Consider the following 16,213-nt stretch of genomic DNA (forward strand, 5'->3'; position numbering starts at 1 on the left):
CGCGGTGGCCTCGGCGTCGAGCGGCCGGTCGCCGCCGGGGCCGAAGACCGCGGGGAAGAATTCCGGCCGGAGCCGGCCGGCCAGCACATTGGCGTCGGTGACCGCCAGCGGCCCGCCGCGCCCGTAGCAGGCGGGCCCCGGATCGGCCCCGGCGCTCTCGGGGCCGACCCGCATGCGCGCCCCGTCGAAGCCGAGCAGGCTGCCGCCGCCGGCGGCGACGGTATGGATCATCATCATCGGCGCGGTGATGCGCACCCCGGCGATCTCGGTCGAGAGCACGCGCTCGAAGTCGCCGGCATAGTGGCAGACATCCGTGGAGGTGCCGCCCATGTCGAAGCCGATGATCCGCCCCTGGCCGGCGATCTGGCTGGTGCGCACCGCGCCGACCACCCCGCCGGCCGGGCCGGAAAGGATCGCGTCCTTGCCCTGGAAGAGGCCCGCGTCGGTCAGCCCGCCGGAGGATTGCATGAACATGAGCTTGCCGGTCATGTCGCCCTCGAAGGCCGCCGCCACCCGGTCGATGTAGCGCCGCAGGATCGGCGTGAGATAGGCGTCGACCACCGTGGTGTCGCCGCGGCTGACCATCTTCATCAGCGGCGAGACCTCGTGGCTGACCGAGACCTGGGCGAAGCCCGCCGCCCGCGCGATCTCCGCCGCCCGCGCCTCGTGCGCCCGGTGCCGGTAGCCGTGCACGAAGACGATGGCGCAGGCGTTCATCCCCCCTGCCCGCGCCGCCGCCAGCGCCGCGGCGAGATGCGCCTCGTCGAGCGGGCGCTCGACGGTGCCGTCGGCCCGCAGCCGCTCCCGCGCCTCGATCACCTGGGCATGGAGCATTTCCGGCAGCAGGATGTGCCGCGCGAAGAGCCGCGGGCGGTTCTGGTAGGCGATGCGCAGCTGGTCGCGCAGGCCCGCGGTGGTGACCAGCACCACCGGCTCGCCCTTGCGCTCGAGCAGCGCGTTGGTGGCGACGGTGGTGCCCATCTTCACGCTGGATATGCGCGCCGCGGGGATCGGCGCCTCGGGGTCGAGGCCGAGCAGGCCGCGGATGCCGTGCAGCGCCGCGTCGGCGTATTGCCCGGGGTTCTCGGAAAGGAGCTTGGCGCGGTGGAGCCCGCCCTCGGGGTCGCGGGCCACGATGTCGGTGAAGGTGCCGCCGCGATCGATCCAGAAATCCCAGGCCATCACCACCTCCGCCGCCGTTCCGCCACTCACCACGCCCGCCCCGGTGATGCAAGCGGGAGCGGAGGGCTCCGGCGGGGCAATTCATCCTGTCTTCCTCGACCGTTCGTCTACAAGACGAGGGCTGCGCCCGGCCCGGGGGGGGGGCGGGCGCAGCCCGGCGGTGGCCGTTCGGAAGGCGTGGGCCGCACTGCCCATCCCCGATGTTCCTAGATGCCCATGCGCTGTGCAGGGCCTGTGCAACCTCGAAGCATCGGCGGCCGGCCGCGCGATCGGGGCCGCTTTGGCTTTTGTGCGCCGCCGCAAGCCCTGCTAGGCTGGTGCCATGTCGATCTGGAGCCGGATAAGCGAAGCGGTGGCCGCGCTGGTGGCGCGGGGCGAGGCGCTGTCGGCGTTCTTCGACCGCCGCCGCACGCCGCCCGAGCGCTCGGTCGCCTTCACCATCGCGGTGGTCAGCCTCGGCGCCAAGATGGCCAAGGCGGACGGCCAGGTGCGGCCGGTGGAGGTCGCGGCCTTCCGCGACGTGTTCCAGATCGCGCCGAAGGACGAGGCGGCGGCGGCGCGGGTCTTCAACCTCGCGCGGCAGGACGTGGCGGGCTTCGACATCTATGCGCGGCGAATCGCGCGGATGTTCGCCGACCAGCCGAACGTGCTGGAGGACATCCTCGAGGGGCTCTTCTACATCGCGCTCGCCGACGGCCGCTATCACGAGGGCGAGGAGAGCTTTCTCACCGCGGTTGCGGAGGTCTTCGGCCTCTCGCCGCAGGCCTTCGCCTGCATCGAGGCGCGCCATCTGGAGGGCCGCGGCCGCGATCCCTGGCAGGTGCTCGGCGTGCCGCGGGACGCCGAGATGGCGACGATCCGGGCGCGCTGGCGCGAGCTCGTGCGCACGCATCACCCCGACAAGATGATCGCCCGCGGCCTGCCCCCCGAGACCGTCAATCTCGCCAATGCGCGGCTGAGCGCGATCAACCGGGCCTGGGAGGAGATTACCGCCCGGAAGGCGGCAGCCTCAGATGCGTGATTGCGGCGCGAAGCGGCTGCAGGCGGCCCGGTCGAAGAAGCTGTAGCGGCTCCGGCCGCGGCCCTTGCTGCAATAGAGCGCGCGGTCGGCCTTGTTCAGCAGATCGTCGCCGATCTCGCCGTGGTCGGGCGCGAGCGCGATGCCGATGCTGGCGCTGATGCGCACCTCCCGGCCGAAGACGCGGAACGGCCGGGCGAGGCAGTCGACCATGCGGCCGGCGAGGATCTCGGCGTCCCCCGGCTGCTCGATCTGGGTCTGGACGATGCCGAATTCGTCGCCGCCGAGCCGCGCCACCGTGTCGCTCTCGCGCACCGAGGCCGCCATGCGTCCCGCCACCTGCACCAGGAGATCGTCGCCGGCCTGATGGCCGAAGGCGTCGTTGACCGGCTTGAACGCGTCGAGGTCGATGTAATGCACCGCCATCATACCGCCGCGCTTGACGTGGGAGATCGCCGTCTGCAGCCGGTCGCCGAAGAGCATCCGGTTGGGCAGGTCGGTCAGCGGATCGTGATGCGCGAGATGGGTGATCAGCGCCTGGGAGCGGCGCTGTTCGGTGACGTCGAGATAGGTGGTCACGAAGCCGCCACCCTCGAGCGGGATGCCGCGCACCTCGACGATCGAGCCGTTCGGCCGGGTCCGGTCGTAGCAATGCGCCTCGCGCCGGCGCACGAGGTCGAGTCGGCGCTGCACGATCTGCTCGACGTCGCCCTCGCCGTATTCGCCGCGCTCGGCGTTGAAGCGGAAGAGGTCCTCGAGGCGCAGGTCGTCCCTGGCGATCAGATCCTCGGGATATTCCAGCATCTCGACCTGCTGCCGGTTGCAGAGCACCATGCGCTGGTCGTCGTCGAAGAGCGAGATGCCGCCGGGAAAGTTCTCGATCACCGCTTCGAGCAGCCGGATGCGCTCGCTCTGGTCGATCTGGCGCCGGCCGATCGTCGCCAGCACGCCCGTCGGGCCCGTCTCCTGCGGCAGAAGCATCTTCTCGGCCTTCGGCATGATGCGCACTCCGGAGGATGCCGGGCCACCGGAGGCCGGGATCCATCCGAAGGACTAGCCACAGGATTCTTGAAAGCTTGGTTAACGGGGCGTTCGGGATGCGCCTCGGGCCGTCATCCGGTGATCACTTCGAAACGGAGACCGTCCCCCGTGGCGGCGCCGCATTTCCCCGCGAATCTGTCACCTGTAAAATCCACGAAGGAAATGCGGCGCCACGGGGTCGGGCGGATGGCGGGGTTGTGCCTGGACCGGCCTCAGCCGCCGGCGAAGCGGTCGCTGCCGCGGGGGTCGGGGGGCTCCTGGCTCATTTCCAGATGCAGCCGCGTGCCGGTCCAGGGATGCGCGCGGGCCACCGCCTCGTCGATCTCCACGCCGAGGCCGGGGCCTTCCGGGGGGATGACATAGCCCTGCTCCCAGCGGATCGGGGTGGCCAGCAGCGCGGCGTGGAAGCCGCCGCCGGTCTGGATGGTCTCCAGGATCAGGAAGTTCGGGATCGAGAGCGCGAGCTGGATCGCCGCCGCCCAGACGATCGGCCCGCAATAGATGTGCGGCGCGACCTGCACCCCGAAGCCCTCGGCCATGGCCGCGATCTTGCGCGCCTCGAGCAGCCCGCCGACCCGCCCGATGTTCGGCTGAGCGATGCCGATCGCGCCGCTGCGCAGGAGCAGGGCGAATTCCGCCTTGGTGGTCAGCCGCTCGCCCGCGGAGATCGGCACCGGCGACTGGGCCGCGACCGCGGCGAAGTCGAGCGGCAGGTCCGGCGGCACCGGCTCCTCGAACCACAGCGGGTCGTAGGGCGCGATGCGCCGCGCCAGGCGTATCGCGCCGGAGGGTGTGAACTGGCCATGGGTGCCGAAGAGCAGGTCGGCGCGATCGCCGACGGCCTTGCGGATCGCGCGGCAGAAGGCCTCGGAGCGGTCGAGATCGGGCATCGTCGGCTGGTGGCCGCCCCGGACGGTATAGGCGCCGGCGGGATCGAACTTGATCGCGGTGAAGCCTGCCGCGACCATGGCGCGCGCGGCCTCGGGGGAGGCCTCGGGGTCGTTGTAGAAGCGTGCCGGATCCTGGTGCGGCTCGGGGTAGAGATAGGAATAGCTGCGCAGCCGGTCCCAGACCCGTCCGCCCCAGAGCGCGTGCACCGGGCGGTCGTGCGCCTTGCCGAGAATGTCCCAGCAGGCGATCTCGAGCCCGGAGAAGGCGCCCATCACCGTGGGGTCGGGGCGCTGGGTGAAGCCCGCGGAATAGGCCTTGCGGAACATCCATTCGATGTTCTCGGGGTTCTCGCCCTCCATGTGCCGCGCGAATACGTCCCCGATCACCGCGCGCATCGCCTCCGGGCCGACGGTGGCGGCATAGACCTCGCCCCAGCCGGTGATGCCGCAGGCGGTGGTGAGCTTGACGAGGATGAAATAGCGCCCGCCGAAGCCGGGCGGCGGGTTGCCGACCACGAGGACCTCGAGATCCTGAAGTTTCACGGTGCGTCCTCGAACACGATGACGTTGCGCCGCGCCGCCCCGGACCTGGTCGCGGCGATCGCCTCGTTGATGCGCTCGAGCGGGTAGCGCCCGGAGATCAGTTCCGCGAGCTTCAGCCGCCCGGCACGCCAATGCTCGATCAGCCAGGGGATGTCGCGCGCCGGCACCGACTGCCCCATGCGCGAGCCGAGGATGCTCTGGTTCATCGCCGCGAGGCTCGACGGGTCGTAGCCGACGCTGGTGCCGTTCGCCGGCATGCCGACCACCACGACGCTGCCGCCGGCGGCGAGCATCGCCGGCGCATCCGCCAGCGCCTTCGGTGCGGCCACCGCGACGAAGACATGGTCCAGCCCGCGCCCGGCGGTCGCCGCCCGCACCGCGGCGGCCGCCTCCGGGCCGGCGAGCACGCCCTGGGTGGCGCCGAATTCGCGTGCCGTCTCAAGCTTCTCCGGCGTCAGGTCGACCGCGATGATCCGGGCAGCACCGCCGAGCACCGCGCCCTGGATCGCGTTCAGTCCGACGCCGCCGGCGCCGATCACCGCGACCGAGGCGCCAGGACGCATGCGCGCGGTGTTGACGACCGCGCCGACGCCGGTCAGCACGCCGCAGGCGAGCAGGCAGGCCTGGTCGAGCGGCAGGTCGTCGGGCAGCGGCACGCATTGGCTGCGGTCGACCACGACCGATTCGGCAAAGGCGCCTGTGTTCATGCCGTGCTTGAGGATCGTTCCGTCGGCAGCGGAAAGCGGGCTCGGGAAGGCGTCCCAGGCGTGGTCGCAGGAGGTCGGCGCCCCGGAGCCGCAGGCCGGACAGGCGCCGCAGGACCGGATCAGCGTGACCAGCACCCTGTCGCCCGGGGCGAGCCCGGTCACGCCGGGGCCGAGCGCGGTCACCCGCCCCGCCGCCTCGTGGCCGTAGACCGCCGGCAGGTCGCCGCCCCAGGCGCCTTCGGCATAGGCGATGTCGGAATGGCAGATGGCGCAGGCGGCCACCCGGACCTCCACCTGATTAGGTCCGGGCGCTGCGAGGCGCACCGCCTCGATGCCCAGGGGTTGCCCGAAGGTCCGGCAGACGGCGGCGCGCATGGAGGGTCCGATCCCGATGGTTCCCGCTCATTTCATACGGAACCGGCCGCGCCACTTCCACAGCGAAAGTGCGGGCGCGGCAAGCCGCTTGCCGCCGGCCATCCGGCTGCTAGGCTCGCCCGATGAGCCAGCCGCGATTCATCCATCTCCGCCTGCATTCCGCCTATTCGCTGCTCGAAGGGGCGATCCGGATCGAGGCGATCCCGAAGCTCTGCCTCGCGGATTCGATGCCGGCGGCGGCGCTGACCGACAGCGGCAACCTCTTCGCGGCGCTGGAATTTTCGCAAGCGCTGGCCAAGGCCGGGATCCAGCCTATCGTCGGCTGCCAGCTCGATGTCGCCCATGCGCCGCCCAAGCCCGGCGACCGCCCCGCCCCGGCGGCGCCGATGGTGCTGCTCGCCCGCGACGAGACCGGCTACGGCAATCTGCTGCGGCTCAGCACCGCGAATTATCTCGAGGCGGGGGAGGCGCCGGCGCATGTCCCGCTCGAGGCACTGCGGGCGCATTCCGAAGGGCTGATCTGCCTGACGGGCGGGGCGGCGGGGCCCCTAGGCGTGCTGATCCGGGAGGGCAAGGCCGAGGCGGCGCGGGCGCTCGCCGCCACGCTCGCGCGGGACTTTCCCGGGCGCCTCTATGTCGAGGTCCAGCGCCACCCGGAGAACGACGCGCGCCGCACCCCGGCCGAGACGGCGAGCGAGCCGGGGCTCGTCGCCATCGCCCATGACCTCGACCTGCCGCTGGTCGCGACCAACGACGTGCATTTCGCCGCGCGCGAGATGGCGGATGCCCAGGACGCGCTGCTCTGCATCGCCGACGGGGCCTATGTCGACCAGAGCCAACCGCGCCGCCGCCTGACGCCGGAGCATTTCTTCAAGTCGCAATCGGAAATGGCGGAGCTCTTCGCCGACCTGCCCGAGGCGCTGGAATCGACCGTGGAGATCGCGCGCCGCTGCGCCTATCGCCCGCTCAAGCGCAAGCCGATCCTGCCCCGCTTCGCCGAGGACGAGGTGGAGGAGCTGCGCGACCAGGCCCGGGCCGGCCTGAAGGCCCGTCTCGCGGTGATCCCGCCTGCCGCCGAGCCGGCCGATTACGAGGCGCGGCTGGAATTCGAGCTCGGCGTGATCGAGAAGATGGGCTTTCCCGGCTATTTCCTGATCGTCGCCGACTTCATCAAATGGGCCAAGGAGCGCAGCATTCCGGTGGGGCCGGGCCGCGGCTCGGGCGCCGGGTCGCTCGTGGCCTATGCGCTGACGATCACCGACCTCGACCCATTGCGCTACGGGCTGCTGTTCGAGCGGTTCCTCAATCCCGACCGCATCTCGATGCCGGATTTCGACATCGATTTCTGCATGGACCGCCGCGAGGAGGTGATCGCCTATGTGCAGGAGCGCTACGGCCGCGACCGGGTGGCGCAGATCATCACCTTCGGCGCGCTGCTCTCCAAGGCCGCGGTGCGCGACGTCGGCCGGGTGCTGCAGATGCCCTACGGCCAGGTGGACCGGCTCTCGAAGCTGATCCCGGTCGAGGGGGTCAAGCCCGTCTCGATCGACAAGGCGCTCGCCGACGAGCCGCGGCTGCGCGAGGAGGCCCGCGACCCGCAGGTCGCCCGCCTCCTGCGCATCGCCCAGGCCGTCGAGGGGCTGCTGCGCAACGCCTCGACCCATGCCGCGGGCGTGGTGATCGGGGACCGGCCGCTCGTGGAGCTGGTGCCGCTCTACCGCGATCCGCGCTCGGAGATGCCGGCGACCCAGTTCAACATGAAATGGGTCGAGGAGGCGGGGCTGGTGAAGTTCGACTTCCTCGGGCTCAAGACGCTGACGGTGATCCGCAATGCGCTCGACCTGCTGGAGGCGCGCGGGGTGGAGATCGACATCGGGGCGATCCCGCTCGACGATCCGGCGGCCTATGCGCTCTATTCGGCGGCGGCCACCGTCGCGGTCTTCCAGGTGGAAAGCTCGGGAATGCGCGACGCGCTGCGCCAGCTCAAGCCCACCTGCATCGAGGACATCGTGGCGCTGGTCGCGCTCTACCGCCCCGGCCCGATGGAGAACATCCCGAAGTTCTGCAACGTCAAGAACGGCCGCGAGCCCCGCGAGAGCATTCACCCTTCCATCGACCCGATCCTCGACGAGACGCAGGGCATCATCGTCTATCAGGAGCAGGTGATGGAGATCGCCCGCAAGATGGCGGGCTACAGCCTCGGCGGCGCCGACCTGCTGCGCCGCGCCATGGGCAAGAAGATCCAGGCCGAGATGGATGCGCAGAAGCCGCTCTTCATCGAGGGCGCCAAGGCCAACGGCGTGCCCAAGGCCAAGGCCGAGGAGGTGTGGAACCTGCTCGACAAATTCGCCAACTACGGCTTCAACAAGAGCCATGCCGCGGCCTATGCCGTGGTCAGCTACCAGACCGCCTGGCTCAAGGCCAACCATCCGGTGGAGTTCATGGCGGCGGTGATGAACTGCGACATCCACCTCACCGACAAGCTCGGGGCCTACAAGCAGGAGGTCGACCGGCTCGGCATCGGCATGGTGCCGCCTTCGGTGAACGGCTCCGGCGCGGATTTCACCGTCTCCGAAGGCCGGATTGTCTATGCGCTCGGCGCGCTCAAGAACGTCGGCGTCGAGGCCATGCGGCTGATCGTGGAGGCGCGGGTGGAGGGGGGGCGTTTCAACGGCCTCGTCGATTTCGCCGCCCGCGTCGACCTGCGGCGCGTCGGCAAGCGCGCGCTGGAGATGCTGGCGCGCGCCGGGGCGATGGATGCGCTCGATTCGAACCGCCGCAAGGTCTTCGAGAGCCTCGAGGCGCTGATGGCGCATTCGGCCCTCGCCCATGCGGACCGGGCCTCCTCCCAGGTCAGCCTCTTCGGCGATGCGGCGGAGCTTCCCGCGCCGCGCCTGCCGCAGCCGGAGGATTGGTCGCCGGTGGAGCGGCTGGCGCAGGAGCATGCCGCCGTGGGCTTCTATCTCTCGGGCCATCCGCTCGACGACTACCAGGGCGCGCTGCACCGCGAGGGCGTGCTCAGCCATGCCGACCTGCTGCGCAAGGCGGCCGGGTCGAGCCAGACCGTCGCCCGCATCGCCGGATCGGTGGCGGCGCGGGACGAGCGCAAGTCGGCGCGCGGCAATCGATTCGCTTTCGTGCGGCTCTCCGATCCCACCGGGCTCTACGAGGTACGGGTCTTCTCCGACGTGCTCGACGCCGCCCGCGAGCATCTCGAGCCCGGGCGCAGCGTCGTGCTGACCGTGGAGGCGACGGTCGAGGGCGACGAGATGAAGCTGCTCGCCCGCGCCGTGCAGCCCATCGACATCGCCGTCGCCGGCGCCGCCAACGCCGGCCTGCGGATCTATGTCAACGATGCCGCGGCCGGGCCGTCGCTGGCCGCGCGGCTCGCCGACATCGCGCGGGGCGGCGGCAAGCTCCGGCGCGGGCCGGTGGAACTGGTCCTCGTCGCGCCCGACCTCGACGGCGAGGTCGAGATCGAGCTGGCCGAGCGCTATCCGCTGACGCCGCAGGTGATCGGCGCGCTCAAGACCGCGCCGGGGGTGGTCCATCTCGAGGAGTTCTGAGCCCGGGCAGCGCCGCGGCGGGTCGCTCGCGGGCGACAGGCCCGGCGCTCACCGGCGCCGAGGCGCCGGGCGAAAGCAACCGGTCTGTCCTGGGAAGGAAGGGTTGGCCGAAGCGTCGTTCAGGCGGCCTCGGCCCGCTGCGCCTGGCGTTCGCTCTCCTCGCGGCTGAGTGCCACCGAGGTGCGCACGCCGCGCCGGACGAATTCCATCATGCCCTTGACGGTGCGCTCGTTGGGGTCGATCCCCGCGCACATCAGCACCTCGCGCCCGTCGCGCGACCGCGCCCAGCGGGCAATGACCTCGGGGCCGTTGCCGTATTTCTTGTCGTCTGCGATCGCGTCGTCGAGCGCGGCCAGAACCACCGCCGCGAAGAGTTTCTGGGCGCGCGCGCCCTGATCGTTGGTGTATGCGACCGCGTCCACGTAATCGAACATTACGTCGTCCTTCCCGTTCTCTCGGTTGTTGCGGCGCAATATGACCCTTCGATGACGCCTTTAGCTATGCCAATATCACATGGCCGCCATGCGTCAGAGGAATACCAGGGAAGCCCGCCCCGAACGAAGCGTCAAGCTGCAACCGAACCGGGCTAGAGATAGACGATGGCGCGCACAAATCAACCGGCGGCGCGGGTCTTCTCGCCTTCCGTCTGATCGCTCCAGGTCAGGCCCCGGTAGTCGAAACCGGTCGCGAGCGTCGGCTTGACGATGTGGAAATAGGGCGAGAGGTCGAAATCGCGTGGCGCGTAGAGCGAATGGTGGCGGATCTCGAGGATCTCGCGGCGCTGGGTCCGCGCCATCCGGTCGGCACGGAACTCGCGGGTGATGCGCGGCAGGATCGGGTAGCGGATGCGCCCGAAGGCCTGGGCGATCAGCGAGGAGCAGATCGCCCGCGTCGGATCGCCCGAGCCGAAGGCGAGCAGGCGCCGCCGCCAGCGCACGGGCACCGGCGGCGTCGGCAGGAAGTAGCGCAGGAGATCGGTGATGTTCTTCATGTCGTAGCGCTTGCCGATGCTCGAGACCATGAAGTCGACGACCTTGGCGCGGTCCTCGTCGGTGAGGTCGTTCGCCCGGCAGATCCGCGTGTTGAAGCATTCGTATTTCGAGAGCGGCGCGGCGATGCAGCCGTCGCCGAGATTGACCTCCACGAGGCAGAGCCGCTCGCCCTCGGGCGTGACCTGCCCGACCGCGTTGCCCACGTACATGGCCGCATGCGACCAGGTGGACATGGTGAGGTACTTGATCGCGACCGAGATGCGGTTGTGTCCCTCGATCAGCAGCACGTCGCCCGGCTCCAGCACCTTGCGCAGGGCCGCGACATTGGCATGGGTATAGGGGACGAAACCCGGAGAAGGCGTTTCCAGACTGGCCGCCAGCTTGCGGCCGATCCGGTCCATCAGCGTCTCAGCGTATTCGGTCATGCCGCCGTGCCGTCAGGCTGTCCGGGCGCGCCGGAAACGCCCGAACGGAACAGATTTCGCCGGTGATCACCGAATACCTCTCAAACCGCGTCGGGTCCCGCGGGCCCATCCTGCCCGGAAATCCCGCCGGCGTCACGGTCTTTGCGCGCGGAGCCGGGCCGCCGCGCGGCCCCGACTCGCGAAGCCGTTACCGCGGGGCCCGGCCGGCGCGGGATCCGGGCCCGTCTGGGCTGTTTTCGGTTCACGCGGGCCCCTTCGCGCCTTAGTCTTTGCCCGATTTCCGCCATCGGGGCGTAACAATTGCCGGCAGATGCACGAAGGGGTGAAGGCATGGGGCCCGGCAACGATCGATCACTCGAGGAGTTGCTTCGCGCGGCGAACCGTGGAGATCAGCGCGCCTATGCCGCCTTCCTGCACGCGATCACGCCGGTGCTGCGCGGGATCGCGCGGGCGCGCGGCGGTGGGCTGGGGCCGGAGATTTGCGAGGATGTCGTGCAGGAAACGCTGCTAGCGATCCACCAGAAGCGCCAGACCTGGCGGGAGGACCTGCCGGTGCGGCCCTGGCTCTATGCGATCGTGCGCTACAAGGTGGTCGACGCCTTCCGGGCGCGGGGTCGGGTCGTGCATGTCCAGATCGACGATTTCGCCGAGGTGATCCCGGCCGAGCCGGACGTGGATCTCACGGTGCGCGGCGACGCGGAGCGGATGATCGGCAGGCTCGATCCGCGCTCGGCGCGGATCGTCCGGGCGATCGGGCTCGAGGGGGCGAGCATCGCCGAGACATCCGCCGCCCTCGACATGACCGAATCGGCGGTGCGCGTCGCCCTGCATCGCGGGCTCAAGAAGCTCGCGGGCCTGCGGGAGAGCATGGTCGAATGAACACCGAGCAGCTGATCCAGGCGATGGCGGCGGACATGCAGCGGACGCGCCCCGTCGAGGCGGTGCTGCCGGCGGCGCTGGTCGCCACGGCGCTGCTCTTCGGCGGCATCTTCCTCATGCTGATGGGCGTGAGGCCCGATCTCGGCGCGGCGCTCAGCCATTTCGTCGTGGTGCTCAAGACGCTGCTGCCGCTGGCGCTGGCGGTCGGCGCGCTCGGAACGGTGCTGCATCTCAGCCGGCCGGGAGACCGTCCCGGCCCCTGGGGCTATCTGCTCGTCCTCGTGCCCGCGGCGATCCTCCTCGCCATGCTCGCCGCGGCCGCGGGGCTCGCGCCTGTCGCCATCGGGGCCGAGGTGTTCAAGGCCGGGATCGCCAGCTGCGTGACGGTCATCCCGCTGATCTCGCTGCCCGTCGCCGCCGCCAGCCTCTGGCTGCTGCGCCGCGGCGCGAGCATCCGGCCGCGGCTCACCGGCGCCATGGCCGGGCTGATGAGCGCCGGCGCCGGTGCGACGATGTATTCGTTCTATTGCACCGACGACAATCCGCTCTTCTACGGGACCTGGTACACGGTCGCGATCCTGGTCGTGACGCTCGCCTGCGCCCATGCCGGCGGCCGGCTGCTGCGCTGGTAGCGGGGCGCGGCGGCGCAGATCGACAGACCTTCCGCCTGGCTGATGACACGGCGCCTGGATGGGGAATAGGACGCGCCCCGCGCGGCCCGGGGCGGGCTGCGTGTCGAGGGTGAGGGCCGCCGGGATCAGTCGGCGTCCGGCACCGCCTTGCGCCGGCGCGCCTCGGCCCTGGCGGTCTGAAGCTCCGTCTCGAGGCGGTTCTCGTACCATGTCCCGAGCGCGAGCCCGGCAAGAAAGCCGCCCAGATGCGCCTCCCAGGCCAGCATCCCGCCGAGGCCCACGTAGAGGACGACGTTGAGGCCAGCCAGTACCGCGACCCGGCGCAGGACCGGCCCGACCGGCGCCCCCGCCGCCCGGTGACGGCGCCAGTCCCAGACGATCCAGACCCCGAGAAAGGCGAAGACCGCCCCGGAGGCGCCGACCATGGGAAAACCGCCCCGGGAGAGCAGGCCGAAGGCGGCGCCGCCGGCCACGGCGCCGAGGACGAAGATCGTCGGCACGCTCGCGGCACCGTAGCGGTCGGAGACGAACCGCCCCAGCGCCAGCACGATCGTGAGGTTCATGGCCATGTGCAGGAAACCGCCGTGCAGCAGCGCATGGCTGAGGAACATTGTCACCGGCTGCAGGCCGAAGAGCGGACGGCCGCCGTAGAGCAGTTCGCTCCAGAAGGCGCCGGCCGCGAAGACCCGGAGCCGCAACGAGGGATCGAGGAACACGCCTGCGTCCGCCAGCGACAGCACCACCTCGATGAGCGCGATGAAGCCGGTCAGCGCCAGAAGCACGCGCGGCAGGCGTCGGCCGTCCGGAGTGAGTCCCGGACCGCTCATCTTGGCGCCGGAACGGGGTGTCGCGATCGCATCGGCGCATGCTGCGGCCGCGCCGGGAGAGGCGCAAGGGGAAAACGCCGCGACAGGCCCCGGCGCCGCCGGGGAGGCCCTGTTCGCAGCGCGCTTGAACGGATCGCGGCATTCGTGCGATATTCCGGAATATAACCGGGCGGGCGCATGTCCCGTCAAACACTCACAAAAGAACCAACAGAGGAAACCGATGCAACTGCGCCACATCCTGACCGCCGCCGCGAGCCTTCTCGTGCTGGGCGCGGCCCCCGCCTTCGCCACCTGCGAGGATGGCGAGATTCTGATCAAGTTCGCCCATGTCACGAATGCCGACAATCATCCCAAGGGAATCGCGGCACAACTCTTCGCCGACCGCGTCAACGAGGAGATGAACGGCAAGGTCTGCGTCGAGGTCTATCCGAACTCGACCCTCTACGACGACGACAAGGTGCTCGAGGCGATGCTGGCCGGCGACGTGCAGATGGCGGCGCCCTCGCTCTCGAAATTCGAGACCTTCACCAAGAAGCTGCGCCTCTACGACCTGCCCTTCGTCTTCGCCGACATAGACGCGGTCGACCGCTACCAGAATTCCGAGGACGGCCAGGCGCTGCTGGAATCGATGCAGCGCAAGGGGCTGCTCGGCCTCGCCTACTGGCATTCCGGCATGAAGCAGCTCTCGGCCAGCAAGCCGCTGCTGGTGCCCGAGGACGCCGCGGGGCTGAAGTTCCGCATCCAGCCCTCGGACGTGCTCGAGGCGCAGTTCGTGGCGCTGGGCGCCAATCCGCAGAAGATGGCCTTCGCCGAGGTCTATGGCGCGCTGCAGACCGGCGTGGTCGACGGGCAGGAGAATACCTGGTCGAACACCTACGGCCAGAAGTACTTCGAGGTGCAGGACGGCATCACCGAGACCAACCACGGCGTGCTCGATTACATGGTCGTGGTCTCCACCGATTTCTGGGAAGGCCTGCCCGACGACGTGCGCGACCAGCTCGGCACGATCATGGCCGAGGTCACCGCCGAGCGGAACGCCGCCGTGGTGCAGATCGAGGAGGAATCCAAGGAGGCGATCATCGCCACCGGCGCCGAGGTCCGCGAGCTCACGCCCGAGCAGCGGCTGCTCTGGGTCGAGGCGATGAAGCCGGTCTGGGACCAGTTCTCCGGCGAGATCGGCGTGGAGGTGATCGAATCGGCGGTCTCCTACAACGAGGTCACCAACTAGCGACGGGGGCCCCGGTCCGCGGCGATCCCGCGGACCGGATACCGCCACCGAGGGCCGTCAAGAGCCGAGCCGAACAGGGAAGGGAACACCGATGTCCGCCGAGCCGAAGTCGGCGCTGGGGCGTGCGGTCAACGAGATCGAGGAGACGCTGATCGCGGTCCTTCTCGGGCTGATGACCCTCATCACCTTCGCCAATGTCGTCGCCCGCTACGTCTTCAACGCCAATATCCTCTGGGCGCTGGAGGCCACCGTCTTCCTCTTCGCCTGGCTGGTGCTGATCGGCGCCTCCTACGTGGTCAAGATCTCGGGCCATCTCGGCGTCGACGCGGTGGTGCGCCTGCTGCCGCCGGGACCGCGCCGCGCCATGACGCTCGTCGCCGCGGCCTGCTGCGTGGTCTATGCGGTGCTGCTGCTCGTCGGGTCCTGGCAGTACTGGGCGCCCTTCGTCGGCAGGCAGGCCTGGTACGAGGTCAACGACATCCGCATGCCCGACTGGCTGCGCTTCATCGAGCCGATCCTCAACGAGGGTGAACCCTACGAGAAGCTGCCGCGCTTCATCCCCTATGCGGCGCTGCCGCTCGGCATGGCGCTGCTGACGTTCCGCTTCGTCGAGGCCGGATGGAGGATCTGGACCGGAGAGACCGAGCTGATGATCGCCAGCCACGAGGCCGAGGACATGGTCGCCGAGGCCGCCGCCAGGACGAAGGAAGACTGAGCCATGGACGTGGTCTTCCTCTTCCTGATGGTCATCGGCTTCATGCTGATCGGCGTGCCGATCGCGGTGTCGCTCGGGCTTTCGTCGATCATCTTCATGCTGGCCTTCTCCGACACCTCCCTGGGGTCGATCGCGCAGCAGCTCTTCAACGCCTTCGCCGGCCATTACACCCTGCTGGCGATCCCGTTCTTCATCCTCGCCTCCACCTTCATGTCGACGGGCGGCGTGGCCAAGCGCATCATCCGCTTCGCCATCGCCGTGGTGGGGCATTTCCGCGGCGGGCTCGCCATTGCGGCGGTCTTCGCCTGCATGCTCTTCGCCGCGCTCTCCGGGTCCTCGCCGGCCACGGTCGTGGCCATCGGCTCGATCTGCATCGCCGGCATGACCTCGGTGGGCTATTCCAAGGACTTCGCCGCCGGGGTGATCTGCAACGCCGGCACGCTCGGCATCCTGATCCCGCCCTCCATCGTGATGGTGGTCTATGCCGCCGCGGTCGATGTCTCGGTGGGGCGGATGTTTCTCGCCGGCGTGCTGCCGGGGCTGCTCGCAGGGCTGATGCTGATGATCGGCATCTACATCGCCGCGCGCTGGCGGAACCTGCCCTCCCAGCCCTGGGCCGGCTGGGAAGAGGTGATCGCCTCGGCGCGGGACGCCGGCTGGGGCCTTTTCCTGATCGTGATCATCCTCGGCGGCATCTACGGCGGCATCTTCACGCCGACCGAGGCCGCGGCGGTGGCGGCGGTCTATGCCTTCCTGATCGCGAATTTCGTCTATCGCGACATGGGGCCGCTGCATGATCCCGTGGGCGAGCGCAACCACTCGCTCCTGAAACGCCCCTGGGCGCTCGTCACCGCCTGGGTGCATCGCGACGCCCGGCACGCGCTCTTCGAGAGCGGCAAGGTGACCATCATGCTGATGTTCATCATCGCCAACGCGCTGATCCTGAAGCACGTGCTGACCGACGAGCAGATCCCGCAGATGATCACTGACGCGCTGCTGAGCGCCGGCTTCGGCGCAGTGACGTTCCTGATCATCGTCAACGTGATCCTGCTGATCGGCGGGCAGTTCATGGAGCCCTCGGGGCTGGTGGTGATCGTGGCACCGCTGGTCTTCCCGATCGCCATCGAGCTCGGGATCGACCCCATCCATCTCGGCATCATCATGGTGGTGAACATGGAGATCGGCATGATCAC

Annotated in this window: 14 protein-coding genes; 7 read left to right on the plus strand and 7 right to left on the minus strand. The window is 69.7% G+C overall.

What is annotated here, in order from left to right:
* Window positions 1-1,182 (minus strand): hydantoinase/oxoprolinase family protein (locus tag V7050_RS09615; RefSeq protein ID WP_324410492.1); only part of this gene is annotated, 1,182 nt, incomplete at its 3' end.
* Window positions 1,183-1,504: 322 nt separating this feature from the next.
* Here V7050_RS09615 and V7050_RS09620 point away from each other — a divergent pair.
* Complete coding sequence (locus V7050_RS09620) at window positions 1,505-2,203, plus strand: TerB family tellurite resistance protein (protein WP_324369120.1); 699 nt, start codon at window positions 1,505-1,507, stop codon at window positions 2,201-2,203.
* Here V7050_RS09620 and V7050_RS09625 read toward each other — a convergent pair.
* From V7050_RS09625 to V7050_RS09635, 3 genes are all read right to left on the minus strand, one after another.
* Window positions 2,192-3,199: a diguanylate cyclase domain-containing protein gene (locus V7050_RS09625; RefSeq protein WP_324369122.1), complete on the minus strand. Its 1,008-nt coding sequence runs from the start codon at window positions 3,197-3,199 to the stop codon at window positions 2,192-2,194. The genes V7050_RS09620 and V7050_RS09625 overlap by 12 nt on opposite strands.
* A 254-nt stretch (window positions 3,200-3,453) precedes the next feature.
* Window positions 3,454-4,674, minus strand: a complete 1,221-nt coding sequence (locus tag V7050_RS09630) for a mandelate racemase/muconate lactonizing enzyme family protein (RefSeq protein ID WP_324410488.1) — start codon at window positions 4,672-4,674, stop codon at window positions 3,454-3,456.
* Window positions 4,671-5,756 (minus strand): Zn-dependent alcohol dehydrogenase, encoded by a 1,086-nt coding sequence (locus V7050_RS09635; RefSeq protein ID WP_324369126.1) that lies wholly within the window; start codon window positions 5,754-5,756, stop codon window positions 4,671-4,673. The genes V7050_RS09630 and V7050_RS09635 overlap by 4 nt, the downstream gene beginning before the upstream one ends.
* Before the next feature lie 122 nt (window positions 5,757-5,878).
* On the opposite strand from V7050_RS09635, the gene dnaE reads away from it, so the two are divergent.
* On the plus strand, window positions 5,879-9,322 hold the full coding sequence (gene dnaE, locus V7050_RS09640) for a DNA polymerase III subunit alpha (protein ID WP_324374085.1): 3,444 nt from the start codon (window positions 5,879-5,881) through the stop codon (window positions 9,320-9,322).
* Window positions 9,323-9,441: 119 nt separating this feature from the next.
* Here the strand turns inward: dnaE and V7050_RS09645 are convergent, their stop codons facing one another.
* Together V7050_RS09645 and V7050_RS09650 are read right to left on the minus strand one after the other, a co-directional pair.
* Entirely contained in the window at window positions 9,442-9,756 is a 315-nt protein-coding gene (locus V7050_RS09645; protein ID WP_324369208.1) for a DUF6280 family protein, read from the minus strand.
* Window positions 9,757-9,935: 179 nt separating this feature from the next.
* On the minus strand, window positions 9,936-10,739 hold the full coding sequence (locus V7050_RS09650) for a YiiX/YebB-like N1pC/P60 family cysteine hydrolase (protein ID WP_324369206.1): 804 nt from the start codon (window positions 10,737-10,739) through the stop codon (window positions 9,936-9,938).
* Window positions 10,740-11,069: 330 nt separating this feature from the next.
* On the opposite strand from V7050_RS09650, the gene V7050_RS09655 reads away from it, so the two are divergent.
* On the plus strand, window positions 11,070-11,618 hold the full coding sequence (locus tag V7050_RS09655) for a sigma-70 family RNA polymerase sigma factor (protein WP_324369205.1): 549 nt from the start codon (window positions 11,070-11,072) through the stop codon (window positions 11,616-11,618).
* On the plus strand, window positions 11,615-12,250 hold the full coding sequence (locus tag V7050_RS09660) for a DUF1109 domain-containing protein (RefSeq protein WP_324369203.1): 636 nt from the start codon (window positions 11,615-11,617) through the stop codon (window positions 12,248-12,250). The genes V7050_RS09655 and V7050_RS09660 overlap by 4 nt, the downstream gene beginning before the upstream one ends.
* Window positions 12,251-12,375: 125 nt before the next feature.
* On the opposite strand, the gene V7050_RS09665 is transcribed toward V7050_RS09660, so the two are convergent.
* On the minus strand, window positions 12,376-13,077 hold the full coding sequence (locus V7050_RS09665; RefSeq protein WP_324369200.1) for a rhomboid family intramembrane serine protease: 702 nt from the start codon (window positions 13,075-13,077) through the stop codon (window positions 12,376-12,378).
* Window positions 13,078-13,297: 220 nt separating this feature from the next.
* Between V7050_RS09665 and V7050_RS09670 the strand changes: the two genes are divergently transcribed.
* The 3 genes from V7050_RS09670 to V7050_RS09680 form a co-directional block, all read left to right on the plus strand.
* The gene (locus V7050_RS09670; RefSeq protein ID WP_324369198.1) at window positions 13,298-14,305 is read left to right on the plus strand and encodes a TRAP transporter substrate-binding protein; all 1,008 of its coding nucleotides are present in this window, start codon (window positions 13,298-13,300) and stop codon (window positions 14,303-14,305) included.
* Window positions 14,306-14,396: 91 nt separating this feature from the next.
* Window positions 14,397-15,020 (plus strand): TRAP transporter small permease, encoded by a 624-nt coding sequence (locus V7050_RS09675; protein WP_324369196.1) that lies wholly within the window; start codon window positions 14,397-14,399, stop codon window positions 15,018-15,020.
* 3 nt (window positions 15,021-15,023) lie between these two features.
* Window positions 15,024-16,213 (plus strand): TRAP transporter large permease (locus V7050_RS09680; RefSeq protein WP_324410490.1); only part of this gene is annotated, 1,190 nt, incomplete at its 3' end.

Origin of the sequence: Amaricoccus sp. (genome assembly GCF_036846665.1) — a bacterium.
Taxonomy (GTDB): domain Bacteria; phylum Pseudomonadota; class Alphaproteobacteria; order Rhodobacterales; family Rhodobacteraceae; genus Amaricoccus.